Raw genomic sequence first — 16,709 nt, 5'->3', positions numbered from 1 at the left:
ATGAATACTCATTTTACTGCATCCCTGCAGGGTAAAACCCTGTCTGTTTACTCACGAAAATCCGGCAGCGATCACGCAATCGCCATACTTGAACTGGGTACATACTCCCGTTTTTATATTAAAGATAACGATATCTACCACGATAGCCGCGATCTGCACCAAGCTATCATCCATCACGGAACATCCCCAGAGGACGCCCAGACAATATTACGTGCGATAAACGCAGCCGTACTTCGTCGGCGCGATAGGAGGGTTCAGTGTGGGAAACTGACCACAGGTGTCATTCTCGGTGCCGCCGTTACCATGGCTATTGTCACAGCCTGGAACCTTGGTGCATCTGGAACCAGCCCCCTCCTTATTCCGGCGAACCAACAACCCGTATTTCAAGCGCCGGTGATCTCTGTACCTAATTCTCCGGTGGTTCCGATCCAACCAGCCCCTGCAGTAGAATTATCAGCTGATTCGACGCCAACTATCCGCCAGTTTGAACCAGCAGGCGCCCTCCCCAAAGCCGCTGATTATCAAAAAACGGCAGAGATTTTGCGTAAAACAGCCCAAAGCGGCCAATACACGATCGCACTGTCATCAGGCCATCCACGCACGCTGTATGTATTTGCCGACCCGTTGTGTCACAACTGCCAGATCATTGAACCGGCATTAGAAGCCCTGTCAGAAAAATACAATGTTGAGATTTTCCCGGTGACCCTTGTTGGTAAGCAACAGACCCTGAACCTGGTGAGTCCTATCTTGTGCCAGGCTCCTTCGACACGTCTGGCATTATGGAAATCACTGTTCCGTACAGACGCCGGTTTAGCGCCAGGTGAAAGCCCCCCACAACCTGCATCATGTGAAGCCGGTGAAACCGCAATCGCCAAAAATGACGTTGCCTTTAATTACTACACACTCCCGGGCACGCCTTCTTTATTGGCAGATGATGGTCGCTACATCCCCCTGCAGTCACTGAAAAGTGACGATGCGTTGGAAGCCTTCCTGAACTCATCGACCGTCCAGTAATACCAGCCATCCGATCTTTCCCTGATTGAGGTTACTCATGACACGCCCTGTAGAAGTCGACCCGCGCCGGGTGCGCAGGCCGCTAGGTTATACCTTTATAAATGATGCGTTACTTTCTCCGATGGGGGTTCAACTCAGTCTGCTCGCTGGCTTAATTGTGGGCTTCATTATGCCAGCCACACTGTTACTTACCGTCCCCGGGCTGCTACTTCTGATCATGCTGTTTGCCGATCGTCCGTTTCGTATGCCATTACGCATGCCAACGGACATTGGCGGCATGGATCTAACCACAGAACGTGAAATGCCCAAGTACCGCAAAGGTCTCGGCGGATTTTTCCGGTATGTGGTTCGCACCCGCAAATACCTGCCGGCAGCCGGTGTAATGTGCCTTGGGTATGCCCGCGGCAAAGGCTTGGCACGAGAGCTATGGCTGACGTTGGACGACGCTTTGCGGCATATGCTGCTATTGGCTACCACGGGTTCGGGTAAAACGGAGGCTCTCTTGTCGGTCTTCCTGAATTCAATATGCTGGGGACGTGGGATCTGCTATTCGGACGGTAAGGGCCAGAACACACTGGCCTTCGCCATGTGGTCTCTGGCTCGTCGCTTTGGCCGCGAAGATGATTTCTACGTGCTCAATTTCATGACTGGGGGAACGGACAAACTACTGCAGCTGTTGCTCAATGATAAAAAGCGGCAACCCTCAAACACTATCAATCTGTTCGGAACCGCGAACACCACGTTTATCATCCAGCTGATGGAATCCATGTTGCCGCCCGCCGGCAGTGGAGATCAGGGCTGGCAGGACAAAGCAAAATCAATGCTATCTGCCTTGGTTTATGCCATCTATTACAAATGCAAACGGGAAAAACGTCGCATATCCCAAAAGGTCATCCAGGAGTATTTACCCCTGCGAAAACTTGCTGATCTCTACCAAGAAGCCAAGCGAGACGGTTGGCATCGTGAGGCATACAATCCATTGGAGAATTACTTCAACACGTTGGCTGGTTTCCGCATCGAGTTGATTAACAAACCATCGGAGTGGGAACAAGGGGTATACGATCAACACGGGTACCTGATCCAGCAGTTCAACCGTATGTTGACCATGTTTAACGACCTCTACGGCCACATCTTCTCAACCGATGCCGGTGATATTGATATCGAAGACGTACTGCACAACGATCGCATTCTCTGCACGACCATACCCGCGCTGGAACTCTCCAAGGGTGAAGCATCCAATATCGGTAAGCTGTACATTTCAGCCATCCGAATGACCATGGCCAGAGACCTGGGCTGCGAGCTCGAAGGGATGATGAACGATGTACTGATCGTCAAAAAATACAGTGGTAAGTTCCCCTACCCGATCGCCATGGATGAGTTGGGTGCCTACTTTGGCCCGGGTATGGACAACCTGGCAAGCCAGATGCGAAGTCTGGGATATATGCTCATTGTTTCTGCCCAGGATATTCAGAGGTTTATCGCCGAACACAAAGGCGAATACATGACGGTAAACGCCAACCTGCTAACCAAGTGGTTCATGACGCTGCAGGATGAAAAGGACACGTTCGAACTGGCCAGGATCACCGGAGGTAAAGGGTATTATGCAGAACTGGGCTCAGTAGAACAGGCTGGCGGGTTTATTACACCTAACTACGAAGATGCAGCCAATAACTATATTCGTGAAAAAGACCGGCTAGATCTTGGTGACTTGAAAGATATGAGCCCCGGTGAAGGCATGATTTCCTTTAAAAGCGCGCTGGTACCGAGTAATGCCATTTATATCCCGGATGACCAGAAAATGACGTCCTCACTACCGATGCGTATCAACCGTTTCATCGACGTGGAAACACCCACCGAAGCTGAGCTATTTACCCTGAACCCGTCATTAAAGCGCAAATTACCGCCTGCCGCACAGGAGATCGATGGCATCCTTCAACGCCTCGAGCAAGCAATGGATACAACAACATCTGCTGGCATGATGGATCCCGTACTCAAACGCGTTGCTGCAGTGGCACTCGACCTGGACAACCGCGCCGACGTCAGTTATTCACCAACCCAACGTGGTGTGTTGCTGTTTGAAGCGGCCAGAGAAGCTCTGCATCAGAACAAACGCAATTGGCGTCAGCTGCCAGCACCTCATAAACCCATCCGCGTATCAAAAGAAGTCGCACAGTCATTGGCGAACGCCGGCACAAACGAAATCACTTTCCGCTAGAGAGAACCACATGCAACGCTCTGTTATCCGACCGCTCACACTAGCATGGCTGCTGGCGGTGCCATTCATCTCGCTTCCCGTACAGGCTTCACCAACATTCAGCGTAGGCTTTTCCCCTTCTCACTCAGCCAAAGCCGCCGTATTGGATGTGATTAACCAGGCACAACAGACGTTGAACGTCGAAGCCTATTCGTTTACTGACAAGGGTATCGCCAGGGCACTACTTGCCGCAAAAAAAAGAGGTGTCACCGTTAGAATTATCGCGGACCGCAAAGCCAACAGCGATAACTATACTGCAGTAACGTTTATGGCCAACAGTGGCCTCAACGTCCGCCTCAACGACAAATATGCTATATTTCACAACAAGATAATTCTGGCTGACGGTCATACCTTGCAAACCGGCAGTTACAACTACTCCTCAAGTGCGGATAAGCGCAATGCGGAAAATGTACTGGTAGTACGCAACCAACCCCAGTTGGTGACAGTCTATCAACAAGAATTCGAACGGCTATGGCTGGAAAGCCAACCACTTCCCCCTAACTACTGAGGCACCGGTATGAGTGACAAAAGCCTGGACTATCGGCGCGGCTATACTGAACTGGTAAGGCTGTGTGCAATGATGTTGATGGCTCTGACGGAAACAGAGTCCAGGGAAGATGACACCAGACCGGTGTTGACAACTGAGCGGGCGGAGAACCTGCGTGATGAGTGCACCAGATTACTTAATCTCTTTGTCGCCCAGGAACAATTCGATGTCGATAAACACGATGCGATTATGCACCGTATGATGGCCATATTCACTGAGATAAACGGCAACGACAGTAACGCCTGGCTAACTTACCAACCGGCGCTGCAACAGCTGCACAAACACCTCAACTGAACACACAATATAAAGCCGGCGCAGTGAAAACTGCAGCCGGCTTTTTTCGTTGTAACGATCACTGTTGAGGACGATATCCCGAGCGGGGTTTGCTCTGTTCGACATCGGGTTGTTCAGCGGCAGAAGGTGTATGTTGCCCGTTGCCCGTTGAAATAGCCTGAGAATACGCGTCATAACCTGCCATCATTCGTTGTTGCGGATCACTCAATGGCAGAGGTGTATCCCCTCCTTCATTGAACCAACGCACCATAGAACACGCCTGCTGAACAAAATCAGATTCACCCTCAAACTTAAGATACTCCCCACTTTTATTCTCTGCCAATGCCATCCCGCCGGCGATATGCTCACCTTCATTCACACGATGATCACCCACTTCGATCCGCTCACCTTTGTCCTGAAGCTCGACACACCCATCACGCACATACTGCACCGTCCCATCACGTGTAACCTGCGTGGCATAACCGTCTAATGCAAAGGCCGATGTATCGTCAGCCACGGCGCACACAATGCTGTTGGTTGATATCGGGGCGGTACGTTGTGTTCGTTTCATGCGATACGCAAATGCACGCAGCTGAGCGATGGCGGCTTGATCATGACTCAAGGCTTGCTGCTCAACCCATTCACGATAAGACAGTCGACGGTTAGCGGGATCGGCTTTGAAGGCCGCACGTTCGTCCTTAACCGCGAGACGCAATGCTGCCATGGCTTTCATGCGTTCGACTTCAATAATGTGGTACGTCAATTTCCGCAACAACGGATCGCCAATGGCGACTCTTGCTCGCGCCTTCTGCCAGGCAAAGCGTTTTGACTCATTCTGGTAGCGTCGTTTGACGACACTTGCATCTAACTTTGGTCGTTTCCAGGCTTGTTTATACGCCTGGTAACGCGCTTTCAAATCTGCACGTGCATCTGCTCTCGCCAGGCGACGCTCGAGCCGGGCAGTCAAATCACGCGCATGCAATGTTGGCTCATACCGGAACTCATGCACAATGGCATCAGTCGCTGTCGTAGTGTGATTTTTAGTATAGGTACCCACATTTTCCAGGGACTGGAACTGACCCAGATCTTTCTCCAGACAGCCCAGCGTAAGGTCAGGATGAACGCTACTTGCCTTCACCGGAGGAAGCTCAGGATTGTCGATAGAATAGATGGCCAGCCCTTTCCCTTTCGGTTTCAACGCTAACCCGGCATTCACTAAAATGCGGTGAACATCCTTCCACGTCAGGTTAGGATCGGCCATAGCCTCATCAATTTTAAACCCACATTCAGTGACGGCGTAGGTATGGAGGCTTTCAACATCGGCGTAATACTCCAGTGCCTTGGCACCAGAGGGAGTCAGGCTTTTCTCGCGCTTTGAGCGAACAATTTCGCCCTGCTCGTTAACAGCAAAGAACCCGTTCGTCGGTGTCCAGTTGTACTTGAGTTCTAGTTCACGTGCCGCTTGCTGCAGACGTATGCGAGTGAAAGAATCATCGGCAGCTTTATAGGTTTCTGGATGAATACGGTTGGCTGCAACGTGGCAATGGATGTTGTTCGTGTCGGTATGGATCGCCGCGACGTACTGATGCTCCGACATACCCAGTGCCGATAAACTGTGACGAACGCTATCAAAGATGTGCTCCGTTGACGGGTTATCTGTTTCTGGCCATGACAGGAAATAATGCAGCACGGGATCCTTGCAACGCGTGTTCTGCAGTGCGACTGCATTCATCTCGACCGATGCAGTCGTGATGTTGAAGCAGTTCGTCTCACACATGACGCCATCAAACATCACCTGGGTATGACCGTGAGGATCAGCATGCATGATTTGCTGCAAGTCCGCATCGCCATTACGACTGATGTAATCAACGAGGTGGTTAAAGATAGCGTCTTTCGAACGCGGGCGTCGCCAGCCTGGGTGTTCGGGTTCCAGTGGGGTATCGGGTTTATCTTCGTCGCGGACAACGGTATAGGCGACCAGCTGTAAGAAGCTGCTCTTGCCATCACGCCGTTTTTCCGGGATTCGAATAATCATGCTGTCAAACTCACTCCATACCCACTTTTAATATTGCCTTCTGAATCGCCATCAACACATCAGAATACTCTTTACTCATCACCCCGCCGCCCTCTTTAAACAAGTGCTTTTGCAAGCCACCAAGGCGCCGGAGTTCCATAATCAGCTCTGTATCACACTTGGCTTCTATACGACGACCGAGCGCGCTACGAAGCATGAAGGAACCTATGCTGAGGCCTGCTGCGTCAGCCTTCTTCATGACGGCTTCTTTGTCTTCGGGAAAACAACGAATGCTGGGAAGCAGGGCTGTTCTGTTCCGGCTTTCGCTTTTACTCATGGTGAGTTTTCCCTTCTAGTCTCGTCAGAAAACAGTCTCGTGGGGTGTCGGGGCTCTGCCCTGACCCAGCGTTTTGTTGAACCGACTGCGTGCAGGCGGTGCTACAAAACACATCTGGTCCCGTCTTTGAAGCCAGATATCTGTATTATGGCTGATATCTCCTGTTTTGTCATTACACCATGGGAGAACTTTTTCGGGAGTTGTGCTTGTTGAAGGCATTCGTATACTATTGTCGTTATTGAGATTAATGAGAATGGAGACGTTGAACATGGCAGCAAAAAATCAGTACAGTTCAGAGCAATTAGAATTGGCTAAAGTTCAGCTTGATGAGCTTCCAGATTTGAGCAAAGAAAGACTCACTGGAAAAGAAGTTCTGGAAGGATTGAAAGACAAAATTATTGTATTGGCTACGCAAAAAGGGTACACCGCCAAGGACATTAAATCCGCCCTCGAAGCATGCGAAATCACAGTCAGTGAACGTTCCATTCAGGACATGATAAAAAGCACAGTTTCCTCGAAGAGGAAAACAGCAACACCACGTAAGTTGAAAACGATAAATAATGCACAACCTGATTCAGTTCATAGTGGCAATTCGGCTGCACAAAACTAAAAATCATCTGGTTACGGTTCAATGCCGTGACCAGATGAAAGGTAAATGTATGCAAAAAAATGGATTTAACTGAGATGTGTACAGCATTCTCCTTTAGCACTCGATGTGCTTAAGGAGAATAAGAAGATTTTCACCAGTAATACGTGGGCATCTCGTCTATTGTATCCCCATCAGCATCAAACTGAATCATGTTCAAATCGTGCTTGAGTATCATCGAATAGACAAACTTTCTAAATTCCTTTGACAATCCTAACGCTTTCAATCGCAAAACGATGTATCGGTATCCCCACAGGTCAATAACAAACCCATACTCATATTCCATTATCCAGTTGTATTTCTCAGTCGTGCAATTTGCTATCAACCCCAGAGTCGCATTGTCTTCAATCGTCATGTGCGCTGTGCTGCACACCAAACACCGTTTGATCTCAACTGTTTTTCTCATACAAAATCCTTATGGGCGGCAGATTACTGCCGCCTGTTTATAATTATTATTTCAATGCTTTCATCGCTTCGGCCATTTTCCACAATGCATTATTGAGCTTAATATCACCTGTAATGCCATTCACGGCACGCGTTCTGCTACGTTGCCCTTTCGCAGTTCGACCATCAATCCCACCCTTGATCATGTTCTCCTGGACACGTTGATAGGTTGTCCATAAATCCGGGTTATTGTCCTCTCTGCGCCTTGCCTGCAACACTTGTTCTGCGGAAATGGGTTGATGCGTGTCGAAGTATTTGTAACCCAATGCAGCATCTGCATAGAGCATTTGCTCATCACGATTTAACGTTATGGATTTCATCTCTTCACGTGATTCCGTCACTTTATCGAACAAGCCAAGCACCTCATAAGCCCCGTCAATAACTTGTCCAACCACGTCCCCCTTGTGAGGTACACGAACCTCACCAAACGTATCACCGCACACCAAACCGTTATTGCACACGAAACGAAAAACGCCGGGGATCATCTGGTAACTGCTGCTGCCGTCATGACTGTTTAGCAAAATAATTTCCGGAACTTCATCATGTTGACCGAAGCCATTACGGCGCAGGCGAAGCATATGGCGGGTATGCCCTCTCTTGCCTTCATCACGAACTTTAGTCTGACAGGCGTAAAACGGTTGGAACCCTTCTTCCCGGAGTTTATCCAACAGGCTGATCGTTGGAATGTAGGTATAACGCTCGCTACGGGAGGCATGTTTCTCCTCAGAAAAAACACTGGGTACAAATGTTGCCAACTCGTCGTTGGTCAGCGGGCGATCTTTACGGATGACATTGGCGCTGCGGAAACCTGAATATAATCTTTGCATTTTAATTCTCCCAAACCCTGTTTCTGGTGTTACTCCCCTTTCCGGCGTTGCCGGGCGCGGAGCGTCTTGTGCTGTGACATTGAGACCGGGCCGGGGTACAAGACGAAACCACAAGGGCACCACCGCAAGCCGCATGCGCAAGCGAATGACTGAAAGGAATGAGTGCGAACGGGTGAGGATGGAGGCGCAAGCGAACCCTTGTGGGATCGACGCCCCGGCTCAGCGTCTGTCACGGCAAAAGACACTCTGAGCCATGCCTGTTGGCAAGGAGTGGCACCGAAATAATTCACCTGGCAAAGCCAGGTCGCCTTAGTGTTGCCGCAATCTGTGGCAACAGTGAAAGCGGCGCCGGCGAATAGCCGGCTGCAAGCGCGGGGGTGTTTCGGGAGGTGCCGGCTCAATGCCGGCAGCGCCCGATAGCCGCCCCGAGAGGCGGCACAATAAAGCTAACAGGTATAACCGCGCTGAATTTCCAAATAGCGCAGTAACTGCGCCCACTCAAACACTTTTAAGGCGGGGACACGCGCCGGTTTACGCGCATTACGTTGTTGCAAGATGTAGCGCCCGATCGTCTCGATATATTCATCAATAATCATTTTTTGCTCTCCGTGAGAAATGATGTCCCGCTGCGTTATAGCAGCGGGAAACGATGGGTTTTAGGCAGCAACCTGCGCCGATTCCGTTTCACGAAACGCACTCACGTGCGTCATGATCTGACTGTGCGACAGCGTGACATGATCGCGAAGTTTGAAATACGCCTCCCCGAACTGAACATAAATGTCGGTTATGTTACCGCTATACATTTCCATCATTTTGAAAGACGAATAACCCGCGCTAAATTGCCAATCCAGCGGCGGCAACATTTCCAGCTTTTCCATGTATTCGTCTTTGCTGATGCGTTGAACCGGCAATTTTGCCGCATCATTCATCGCACGCAAGGCCGCCTCGAACGTCACCAGTTCGCAAGCTGGCTTGATCTGCTGTAACTGTGCCAAGGTCTGGCCGCAGGAGGTGACATACTCCCCATCCAGCCAGATAGCCACACCAACCGGCCACATTGTCCCCGGCACATAAAAAACCATTTGTTGTTGTTGCTCGATCGTTGACATAACCACTCCCGTTAGTCAGTGAATCAGAAGCCGCGGCGACTTCTTTCTGGTGTATACCCCTTTTGGCTTTTTGCCGGCGCGGGGTGACTGGCGCCGTGACAACATGACCGGGACGGGGTATCAGCTGACGACGCAAGGGCGGGACCGCAAGCCGCATGCGCAAGCGAACGACCAACGGGAGGGAGTGCGAACGGGTGAGGATACCGGCGAAGCGTACCCTTGTGACGGCGGCGCCCCGGCCCAGGGTCAGTCACGGGGACGGACGCCTTGCGCGTAGCCAGGGCTAAGGGAATACACCAGAAAGGGCCAGGCCTTTAGCCTGGTATCCTTAGCGCCCGGCCGCATAGGCGGTCGGGCAGTGAAAGCGGCGCAGGCGACAGCCTGCTGCAAGCGATGGGTGCATTGGTTCCTGTCGGCTCAATGCCGAAAGGAACCAACAGGGCGCCACAATACGGACAGGAAAGGGGCCAACGAAAAAAGGAAATACCCGGCTGGACGAATGGGAACAGAAACGGCGCCTGTGGCGCCGTCTCTTGATGTCAGTCGTTAGGGTTTGGCCAGACAGGTCACCTTACCCGCCCTCCCCATCAAATGAACAAATCAGCAGGGACATCAAAACGCGTCGCCAGCGCCTTGATGTGCTGCACAGTCAACGCACGGCGACCACTAAGAATGTTGCTGACATTGCTTTTAGACCCCAATTCATCTTCCAGATCAGCCGCTTTCAAACCATGCTGATCCATCAGGGTACGCAACGCGGCGACCCCGGTAGGGATCTCCGCCAAGCGGCGGTTAAACGCCTCAAATTCCGGGGCGCTGTTTTCATACTCTGTAATTTTGGCCGCAAGCGGTTCAAAAAGCGGGTTGCTCAGCTCGTCGCGATCGACAAGATACTCAATCAGCTCAAGCGCTTTTTTGTATTCAGCCTCGCTTTTATCACCCGTCATCAAAGGAATGCATTTCACCGCGTTGGCAAATGTCGCGATCATGCCTTCGGCACTGGCGGCGTCGATATGAGTGGCAACAGTCATTCTTTATGCTCCCTATAATACTTGGTTAACTTGTCGTATTCGGCATGAGTCGCAATGTGCTTAACAAAAACCTTTTGTTTTTCAAAGTCAATGAAGGCCATAAGTCGCAACGTATTGCCGGACACATCGATAACCCACCACTTTTTACGGTACTTGAAGTTATCCAGTGACGGGATCGCTCTTTTCATTTCATCCGGGCTGTTGAAGGTCTTTTTTTCCAGAACCCGCATCAAATCCAGAAGCGCCAATGCGCTATTAGGGTATTTTCCGGCAGCCTCGTTAAACGGCTGTCTGCTAATTACATGCACTGCAGATCCCTCTACCCTGTTTTCATCTTGAAAACATTGTACTCTCCAACCGTATTGTTTTCAAGTTGAAAACTATCATTTTGCCTCATTGAGCACGCATTTCAAGCCGCTTCCCTCATAGTTTTCGTGCCAGTTTATTCGGGATAAGCAAGGCGTTGAACATCCGCTCGGCCTCGGTCAAATCCCCTTCACCCCCCCGCAACCTTTCCATCACAGTCCAAAGAGCGTCGTTCTTGTAGTGCGAAAGTTGACTGGCTGCAATGCACGGAAACCGCTCGAACCAAGCAAAAAATCCCTCGCTAAGATCGTCTTCGTAAATATCTTGTTTACTCCAGTACGCGTACCACGCCCCAACCGTCGACGGGGTAGAAAATGCCAGCTCAACTTCGGCCTGCGCCAACAGGGTCTGATAGCGCCGCCGCTTTTGCTGTTCTTCCCGTGACCGCTTCCGCTCTCTGCGCTCGTACTGCATATCCCACTTGCGCTCGCGCCGCTCATGGCAAAGTTCGACATAGGCCGGGAACAGTGTTGCTACAACGTCACCAGACAGCGGCAGCGGGCTATATTGGCCTCCGCTTTCGATCAGCCTGTCCAGTGCCTTAATGTATTGCGCAATAGACGCCCCGCCCCGCTCATCCGGGGAGTAATTTGACGATAACAGACGGATGTCGTTCGCTAAAATCTGCCCCCGCCCGTTGTTCAACACTTTGAAAAATGCCTTGGCATACGGAAATTCTGCGATCCGCTTCCCCTGTTCTTTCTTACGTTCGACCAGCACCACCGCATGAATGGCAGCTTGCTGATACTCGTTAACCGGCACCAGTGCGCGATTGTTCGGGATCATACGCAAAACCCTCCCATTCGCAGCGCTACCGCCAGTTTCTCCGGGTGGGTGAATCCATGACGGTAGTATTCTCCAACAACCTTCAATACCCGATTAACCGTCTCCGGCTCGAAATTATCTGCGGTATGCACCCAGGCAATACAGTCACCTTGGTTAGCTGTTGACGATGTTCCCTGGAACGGAATAACGGCTGACCAGCCCGGCACGTCCGCACCGGCACTGCACAGATAAATCGCGGTCACATCATCACCCTTCGGGCTTATCCGGCAGACAACCGGCACCTGCCCACAAAACTCGCACACCTCCTCCGCGTTCGCTATCCAACCCGGCGGCAGCGCCAGACTACCCAGCACCGCATTGTTCAACTTCCGCCGCCACTCCCTGCCACGATCGCGGTACTCTTCCAATTCGGTAGCGCTCATCCCGGTTAACTGCTCAAGGCTCAATTTTTGGTTTTTCATGGTCTTGTTCTGCCGCCTTCTCGGCGGCAGATCCCTGTCAGTTAGGCGGCAGCGCGGTGGTCAGCGGCAGTATCAGTGTGGCGGGTCGTACAGGTATCCACATCACCGGTGCTATCCAACTCGGTCTGCGGCGGCTCTGCGGGTGACATACAGACGGGCAACCAGTGGGTTTCTTTCAGTACGGCCTCGGCGAATTCCGCCGCTTCCTTGCGTTTCATGCTCTCGGCGTCGCTGGCATTACCGGCACGACCGGCGCTGTTGAGCGCATCAACAATCTGGTCTTTGGCAATGCGTGAGAAATAGTTCGCAGAGGTCGGTTTCCACCAGTCGCCGATCTGGAAGTTCAGCGCTTTCTCAACACGCGCCAGCTTGGTACCCACGCGGTTGTCATGCAATTGGCACTCTCTGCCATCAAGACCGTGGGAGACACAGTAGGCCAGCAGCGCCAACACGTCTTCCTGCGGCCATTCCAGCAACCAGTCGAACCCGTCAAACCAGTCCTGTGGGAAACGACTCAGCCAGCCCTCATGCAATGCGTTCAGTTTCTGATTAGCGAGTCCGTTTTCACTGCCTGCGTCCGACGACTGGTTCAGGCAGTTGCTGCGCTGGCTGTCCACGGAGGTATGCATCTCGCTGAAATAGCCCTTTCCAAAGATCCTGCGCGTCAATGTGAAGGTGTGCAGGGCAAGAGCAACCGTGGAATTTTGAGCCAGTGAAGCGGCAACCGCCAGTGTGCGCTCGGCTGACAGACTGGCGACCAATACCTGAGACAGCCCTTTCTCTGAGGGTGGGGTTTCTTTATTGGCTTTTTCACGCTCGGCCTTCTCGACCAGCTTGATGTCCTCCATCTTCATCAAACCGCGTTGGAGATGAATTTTTCCGTCTTGCAGATAGGCAACCACACCAGCCGTGTCGCGTACATCCAGCGACCATTTGTTGATTTCAGCGTGTTCATTGATCTCGGCAATACGTGCGTTAATTTGCCCGATACGCGGGGTATGCTCCCACTCGTCGTCGGCATCAGCACCCTCGAGCAGGCTTTCGAGCAATTTTTTCTCAGACTCCAGTTGCTCAACTTCTGCATTCTGCTCGTCGCTCAACTTGGCATAGGCATAGAGCACATCGTAAACCTTTGCATCCTCACCCCAGCTCTTCACTTCCTTGCACCGGCCTTGTGCCCAAGCCCAACCCTCTTCTTTCGCGACAACGTCCGCCGCGTCCTGCAGCTTGGCAAGCGCCATCGTTTCCAGTTGCAGCCGATTTGTCAGGATGACGCTTTCGGCGAACAGGTCTTCACGGGTTTCACCGCCTGCCGCTTGGTAGGCGTCCAGCCCAACGAAATCGACCAAATCACTGTCTATCACTGAAACTTCATCGTTCAGCACGCTTTCACGCAACGCCTTGGGTGTACGGTATTGCTCGTAATAATCCCCCTTTTCCCATGCCTGAATCTGACGCGGGTGATCATCGGTTGCGCCCAATGCGGCTAATTGATCGAAATTGATTTTGTTGGTTTTCAGCAGCTCCAGCAGGGCTGGCGCGACTGTTGTTAACTTGAGGCATTTTTTGACATGAGCCGTGCTGTAACCAAGGATGGCACCGATCCGCTCTACAGACGTTCCCTTTTCCGCCATGACGCGGAAGCTCTCCAGTTGGTCAGCAGGCTCCAGATTAGAGCGCTGTACGTTTTCCGCGATAGAGATCGCATAAGCATCGTCTTCACTCACCTCCAACACGGCAACGCTGAATTCTGGCGTCACCGGAACGCCTGCCGCAGATCGTCCCTGTTCCATCAGCACGTTGAGGCCCAAACGTCGGGTTTCACCGGCAGCAACCCCGTATAACCCATCAGCCATGCGGTACACGACAAGATTCTGCAACAGCCCAGCACCCTCGATACTGGCCGCGCGCCCTTCAATATCAGCCTTCGTGCGGGGCGTTATGCGCGCATTGAGAGCCGTCGCAGCCAGTTCCTTGAGCATGACATGTTTAAACTTGGCCATGGCCAGCGTCGCTTCAACAAACTGAGCAGCATCAGTCTTCACGGTTTTTTTTGCACTTGGTTTGGTCGTGGTCTTGGACATGGGTAATTCCTCCATCAGTGATAAAACGTGCCCAGAATCCGCCCTATTCGACTTCTTTCTGGTGTATTCCCCTTTTGGCTTTTTGCCGGCGCGGGGAGTCTGGCGCCGTGACACAAAGACCGGGCCGGGGTATCAGCTGACAGAACAAGGGCGGTGCCGCAGGCCGCAGCGCAAGCGAGTGAACGACCGGAGGGAATGAGAGAGTGCGAACGGGTGAGGACACCGGCGAAGCGACCCCTTGTGCTGTCTGCGCCCCGGCCCAGCGTCTGTCACGGAGACAGTCACCTTGCGCTACAGCCGCATACAGGGGGAGGCAACGGAAAGCGCCAGGCCTTTAGCCTGGTAGCCTTAGCGACTGGCCGCACAAGCGGCCTGTCAGTGAGAGCGGCACCGGCCAACGGCCGGTTGCAAGCGCCAGCCCTTAGCCCTTTCGCCATCAGACCCTAGCGAGAGCCCGAAACCCAAAGGGGTTCGGCGGAGTCTGAGACGCCGGGGAGCCGAAGGGGACCAATGCCCCTATCCTATGAAAATAATAGCGTTTTTAATCGAAACAAACGCGGCACCAGGAGCACCACCGCGAGGGCCAGGTTTGGGCTGTCGGGGAGAAGATCCGGGCTGAGCACCCGGACCCATTTTTAATCAATGGCGCGGAAAATAAGCTCTCTTTCAGGGTGTTTTATGATGCTGATATAATCTTTTAGCGCATCCTGCCGATCGACCAGTCCCTGGCAGATCAACGCATATTCACTTCCCATCTCTGAAATTTTCCATGAAAGATGATTCAAAATAAACAGCGTCGCGATGATCCCGGCAGCATCAGCTGACACATCAGCGTCAAAGTAGTTGCCCGGAATAGTCAATCTGTACGTGCCTTCCGCCGGAGCAATGTACCCCGTTGGCCGGGTAGTTATGATATCTATCCACGGCGCGACATGGCCGCTTAACCCGCGCGGAACCTCGTAAAAATTCCACATGCCTCCATCGTAATTACTGTGTTTACGCAGAAAACTCATCGCCATGCTCTCACCCAACGGCGTCGCAAACAGCTCTGGAACAAACGCCAAACGGCGACGGGCATCGGTAATTTCAATTTTAGTCACGTCTTCAACGTCGGACTGGGCGATATTGACTGGGTTATTCATATTTTTCTCTCCGGCTTCTTTATGGTGCTAGGGCGCTTCTTTCCGCGATGTTTGAGTGCGGGGAACGCGATGCTGTGACACCAGACCGCCCTGTTCCATCAGGGGCAGAAACAAGGGCGATACCGAAGCCGCAGCGCAAGCACCTGACCATCGGGAGGGGGCGCGAACGGGTGAGGAAGCGGGCTTTAGCCTTTACCCTTGTTGATGAACCGGAACGGGGCAATGTCTGTCACAGCAAAAGTGATCACCGCGTGACAACACGCAGAGACGAGCTCCGACAGAAGCCGTTGGCAACGGCTTGCCTTAGCGACCGCCAAAGGCGGTCAGTGAAAGCGGCGCTGGCTGACGGCCAGCTGCACGCGGGTTACACGGTTAGCGGGATTAGGGCCACCTGTTCACACTGCTGGCTGTAACCATCTTCATCACGCTCGCACGGCCAGCCTTGCTCGCAGACGCTGGTATCACCGGGGCAATAGCGCAAATGCGCGCACCAGGCACAGAGATCGTCATCTGAAATCGCGCGACCATCAGACTGCGCTGGCTGATCACCAGAATAAAAGGCAACACGGCGGTACCGGTTAGACAGCATCATCATTATTCTCCACTCGTCATGGTAAGGCGCCCCACGGGCGCCACCGCCTTAACCGCCGTAATAGGGGACGTTACCCAATACATATTCAGGCCCGACAACGCGGGCATAACCATACTCGTCCCGCTCTTCTGACCATTCCAGATCGTCACTGGCACTGTCGATATATTCACCACACGCATAGACGTGATAACCGCAGAACCCCTCCCCTGCCTCACTGAACGTATGAATGACATGACAGGAAAACTGTTTACTCAGCGCCCTGATATCGACACATTCCGGAGGAGCCCACCGTGTATCAAAATCAATCTGCACAGTCCCTTCAAAGGCCATCACATCGACATCTGCCTCGTTGAAAAAACTCACCTCCCCTTCGTCCCGGGCAAAATCGGTCACGGCGGTCAGTTGGTCTGGGTTTCCAGTCACGATAATTCGGTTTGCACACCAGTTAGGCATCATTCTTCTCCAGTCAGGTTATCGGATATCGGCTTGCGCCGTAGCCAAAACACAGACGTGCGCAAAGCGGAGAATGCAGGGGCCGTACCGCAGGCCGCAGCGCAAATGACCGACCGCAAGGAGGGAGTGCGAACGGGAGAGGATACGGGCAACGCGAACCCTTGCAGGCGTAGCGGCACGGCTACGTTCGGGCTACGGCGTAAGCCCAGGCGACGCCATATCATTTTGATCCCCGCCTGCAGGGCGGAAAAAGGGAAGACAGCGCGGAGGTTAATATCAGGGGATCGGTCGCGGCCGGTTCGAGGCCGGCAGTGACCGTTGGGAGGAAA

19 protein-coding genes are annotated in these 16,709 nt (G+C 52.5%); 5 read left to right on the top strand and 14 right to left on the bottom strand.

Features of this window, described 5'->3' with window-relative positions; translation table 11 throughout:
- Genes ACGS9J_RS23115 through ACGS9J_RS23100 form a run of 4 tightly spaced genes read left to right on the top strand, consistent with a single transcriptional unit; the run spans position 1 to position 4,109 of the window.
- Entirely contained in the window at positions 1-1,014 is a 1,014-nt protein-coding gene (locus ACGS9J_RS23115) for a hypothetical protein (RefSeq protein WP_129935349.1), read from the top strand.
- Between the two features lie 37 nt (positions 1,015-1,051).
- A complete protein-coding gene (gene trbC / locus ACGS9J_RS23110) occupies positions 1,052-3,229 on the top strand; it encodes an F-type conjugative transfer protein TrbC (protein WP_242503225.1) in 2,178 nt (725 codons plus the stop codon).
- Positions 3,230-3,239: 10 nt separating this feature from the next.
- Positions 3,240-3,776, top strand: a complete 537-nt coding sequence (locus tag ACGS9J_RS23105) for a phospholipase D family nuclease (RefSeq protein WP_261280001.1) — start codon at positions 3,240-3,242, stop codon at positions 3,774-3,776.
- Positions 3,777-3,785: 9 nt separating this feature from the next.
- Positions 3,786-4,109 (top strand): hypothetical protein, encoded by a 324-nt coding sequence (locus tag ACGS9J_RS23100; RefSeq protein ID WP_129935345.1) that lies wholly within the window; start codon positions 3,786-3,788, stop codon positions 4,107-4,109.
- 58 nt (positions 4,110-4,167) lie between these two features.
- Here ACGS9J_RS23100 and traI read toward each other — a convergent pair whose 3' ends face one another.
- Positions 4,168-6,123 carry a TraI/MobA(P) family conjugative relaxase gene (gene traI / locus ACGS9J_RS23095; RefSeq protein ID WP_442233035.1) on the bottom strand — a complete coding sequence of 652 codons (1,956 nt, stop codon included), beginning with the start codon at positions 6,121-6,123 and terminating at the stop codon, positions 4,168-4,170.
- A gap of 10 nt (positions 6,124-6,133) precedes the next feature.
- Complete coding sequence (mobA, locus tag ACGS9J_RS23090; RefSeq protein WP_129935343.1) at positions 6,134-6,439, bottom strand: plasmid mobilization protein MobA; 306 nt, start codon at positions 6,437-6,439, stop codon at positions 6,134-6,136.
- Positions 6,440-6,707: 268 nt separating this feature from the next.
- Between mobA and ACGS9J_RS23085 the strand changes: the two genes are divergently transcribed.
- Positions 6,708-7,049 carry a mobilization protein MobC gene (locus tag ACGS9J_RS23085; protein ID WP_242503224.1) on the top strand — a complete coding sequence of 114 codons (342 nt, stop codon included), beginning with the start codon at positions 6,708-6,710 and terminating at the stop codon, positions 7,047-7,049.
- 130 nt (positions 7,050-7,179) lie between these two features.
- Here ACGS9J_RS23085 and ACGS9J_RS23080 read toward each other — a convergent pair whose 3' ends face one another.
- From ACGS9J_RS23080 to ACGS9J_RS23025, 12 genes are all read right to left on the bottom strand, one after another.
- Positions 7,180-7,491 (bottom strand): DUF5983 family protein, encoded by a 312-nt coding sequence (locus tag ACGS9J_RS23080; RefSeq protein ID WP_129935342.1) that lies wholly within the window; start codon positions 7,489-7,491, stop codon positions 7,180-7,182.
- Positions 7,492-7,537: 46 nt separating this feature from the next.
- Positions 7,538-8,356, bottom strand: a complete 819-nt coding sequence (locus ACGS9J_RS23075) for a DUF932 domain-containing protein (RefSeq protein ID WP_442233034.1) — start codon at positions 8,354-8,356, stop codon at positions 7,538-7,540.
- Positions 8,357-8,802: 446 nt separating this feature from the next.
- Positions 8,803-8,952, bottom strand: coding sequence for a hypothetical protein (locus tag ACGS9J_RS23070; RefSeq protein WP_165366321.1), 150 nt, complete (start codon positions 8,950-8,952; stop codon positions 8,803-8,805).
- A 60-nt stretch (positions 8,953-9,012) separates the two neighbouring features.
- Positions 9,013-9,465 (bottom strand): hypothetical protein, encoded by a 453-nt coding sequence (locus ACGS9J_RS23065; protein WP_129935340.1) that lies wholly within the window; start codon positions 9,463-9,465, stop codon positions 9,013-9,015.
- A gap of 587 nt (positions 9,466-10,052) precedes the next feature.
- Positions 10,053-10,496 carry a helix-turn-helix domain-containing protein gene (locus ACGS9J_RS23060; protein ID WP_127147056.1) on the bottom strand — a complete coding sequence of 148 codons (444 nt, stop codon included), beginning with the start codon at positions 10,494-10,496 and terminating at the stop codon, positions 10,053-10,055.
- A complete protein-coding gene (locus tag ACGS9J_RS23055) occupies positions 10,493-10,804 on the bottom strand; it encodes a type II toxin-antitoxin system HigB family toxin (protein WP_017891116.1) in 312 nt (103 codons plus the stop codon). The genes ACGS9J_RS23060 and ACGS9J_RS23055 overlap by 4 nt, the downstream gene beginning before the upstream one ends.
- Before the next feature lie 115 nt (positions 10,805-10,919).
- On the bottom strand, positions 10,920-11,648 hold the full coding sequence (locus tag ACGS9J_RS23050) for a plasmid SOS inhibition protein A (RefSeq protein WP_442233033.1): 729 nt from the start codon (positions 11,646-11,648) through the stop codon (positions 10,920-10,922).
- Entirely contained in the window at positions 11,645-12,109 is a 465-nt protein-coding gene (gene psiB / locus ACGS9J_RS23045) for a conjugation system SOS inhibitor PsiB (RefSeq protein ID WP_129935338.1), read from the bottom strand. The genes ACGS9J_RS23050 and psiB overlap by 4 nt, the downstream gene beginning before the upstream one ends.
- A gap of 41 nt (positions 12,110-12,150) precedes the next feature.
- Positions 12,151-14,193, bottom strand: a complete 2,043-nt coding sequence (locus ACGS9J_RS23040) for a ParB/RepB/Spo0J family partition protein (protein WP_442233032.1) — start codon at positions 14,191-14,193, stop codon at positions 12,151-12,153.
- 635 nt (positions 14,194-14,828) lie between these two features.
- Positions 14,829-15,335 carry an antirestriction protein gene (locus ACGS9J_RS23035; RefSeq protein ID WP_129935335.1) on the bottom strand — a complete coding sequence of 169 codons (507 nt, stop codon included), beginning with the start codon at positions 15,333-15,335 and terminating at the stop codon, positions 14,829-14,831.
- A gap of 364 nt (positions 15,336-15,699) precedes the next feature.
- Positions 15,700-15,930, bottom strand: coding sequence for a hypothetical protein (locus ACGS9J_RS23030; RefSeq protein ID WP_129935334.1), 231 nt, complete (start codon positions 15,928-15,930; stop codon positions 15,700-15,702).
- 45 nt (positions 15,931-15,975) lie between these two features.
- The gene (locus ACGS9J_RS23025; protein WP_165367281.1) at positions 15,976-16,383 is read right to left on the bottom strand and encodes a hypothetical protein; all 408 of its coding nucleotides are present in this window, start codon (positions 16,381-16,383) and stop codon (positions 15,976-15,978) included.
- Between the last annotated feature and the right edge of the window lie 326 nt (positions 16,384-16,709).

The organism is Serratia quinivorans, assembly GCF_052113645.1.
Classification (GTDB): Bacteria; Pseudomonadota; Gammaproteobacteria; order Enterobacterales; family Enterobacteriaceae; genus Serratia; species Serratia quinivorans_B.
The sequence above is the reverse complement of the archived record's forward strand: the minus strand, read 5'-3'. Positions and strand labels throughout refer to the sequence as shown.

Bases quoted from the DNA above. Each gene is read 5' to 3' on its own strand.
- trbC (WP_242503225.1), top strand. From the start codon at position 1,052: ATGACACGCCCTGTAGAAGTCGACCCGCGCCGGGTGCGCAGGCCGCTA.
- psiB (WP_129935338.1), bottom strand. From the start codon at position 12,109: ATGAAAAACCAAAAATTGAGCCTTGAGCAGTTAACCGGGATGAGCGCT.
- ACGS9J_RS23085 (WP_242503224.1), top strand. From the start codon at position 6,708: ATGGCAGCAAAAAATCAGTACAGTTCAGAGCAATTAGAATTGGCTAAA.
- ACGS9J_RS23115 (WP_129935349.1), top strand. From the start codon at position 1: ATGAATACTCATTTTACTGCATCCCTGCAGGGTAAAACCCTGTCTGTT.
- ACGS9J_RS23030 (WP_129935334.1), bottom strand. From the start codon at position 15,930: ATGATGATGCTGTCTAACCGGTACCGCCGTGTTGCCTTTTATTCTGGT.
- ACGS9J_RS23065 (WP_129935340.1), bottom strand. From the start codon at position 9,465: ATGTCAACGATCGAGCAACAACAACAAATGGTTTTTTATGTGCCGGGG.
- mobA (WP_129935343.1), bottom strand. From the start codon at position 6,439: ATGAGTAAAAGCGAAAGCCGGAACAGAACAGCCCTGCTTCCCAGCATT.
- ACGS9J_RS23070 (WP_165366321.1), bottom strand. From the start codon at position 8,952: ATGATTATTGATGAATATATCGAGACGATCGGGCGCTACATCTTGCAA.
- ACGS9J_RS23025 (WP_165367281.1), bottom strand. From the start codon at position 16,383: ATGATGCCTAACTGGTGTGCAAACCGAATTATCGTGACTGGAAACCCA.
- ACGS9J_RS23105 (WP_261280001.1), top strand. From the start codon at position 3,240: ATGCAACGCTCTGTTATCCGACCGCTCACACTAGCATGGCTGCTGGCG.
- traI (WP_442233035.1), bottom strand. From the start codon at position 6,123: ATGATTATTCGAATCCCGGAAAAACGGCGTGATGGCAAGAGCAGCTTC.
- ACGS9J_RS23080 (WP_129935342.1), bottom strand. From the start codon at position 7,491: ATGAGAAAAACAGTTGAGATCAAACGGTGTTTGGTGTGCAGCACAGCG.
- ACGS9J_RS23060 (WP_127147056.1), bottom strand. From the start codon at position 10,496: ATGACTGTTGCCACTCATATCGACGCCGCCAGTGCCGAAGGCATGATC.
- ACGS9J_RS23050 (WP_442233033.1), bottom strand. From the start codon at position 11,648: ATGATCCCGAACAATCGCGCACTGGTGCCGGTTAACGAGTATCAGCAA.
- ACGS9J_RS23075 (WP_442233034.1), bottom strand. From the start codon at position 8,356: ATGCAAAGATTATATTCAGGTTTCCGCAGCGCCAATGTCATCCGTAAA.
- ACGS9J_RS23100 (WP_129935345.1), top strand. From the start codon at position 3,786: ATGAGTGACAAAAGCCTGGACTATCGGCGCGGCTATACTGAACTGGTA.
- ACGS9J_RS23035 (WP_129935335.1), bottom strand. From the start codon at position 15,335: ATGAATAACCCAGTCAATATCGCCCAGTCCGACGTTGAAGACGTGACT.
- ACGS9J_RS23040 (WP_442233032.1), bottom strand. From the start codon at position 14,193: ATGTCCAAGACCACGACCAAACCAAGTGCAAAAAAAACCGTGAAGACT.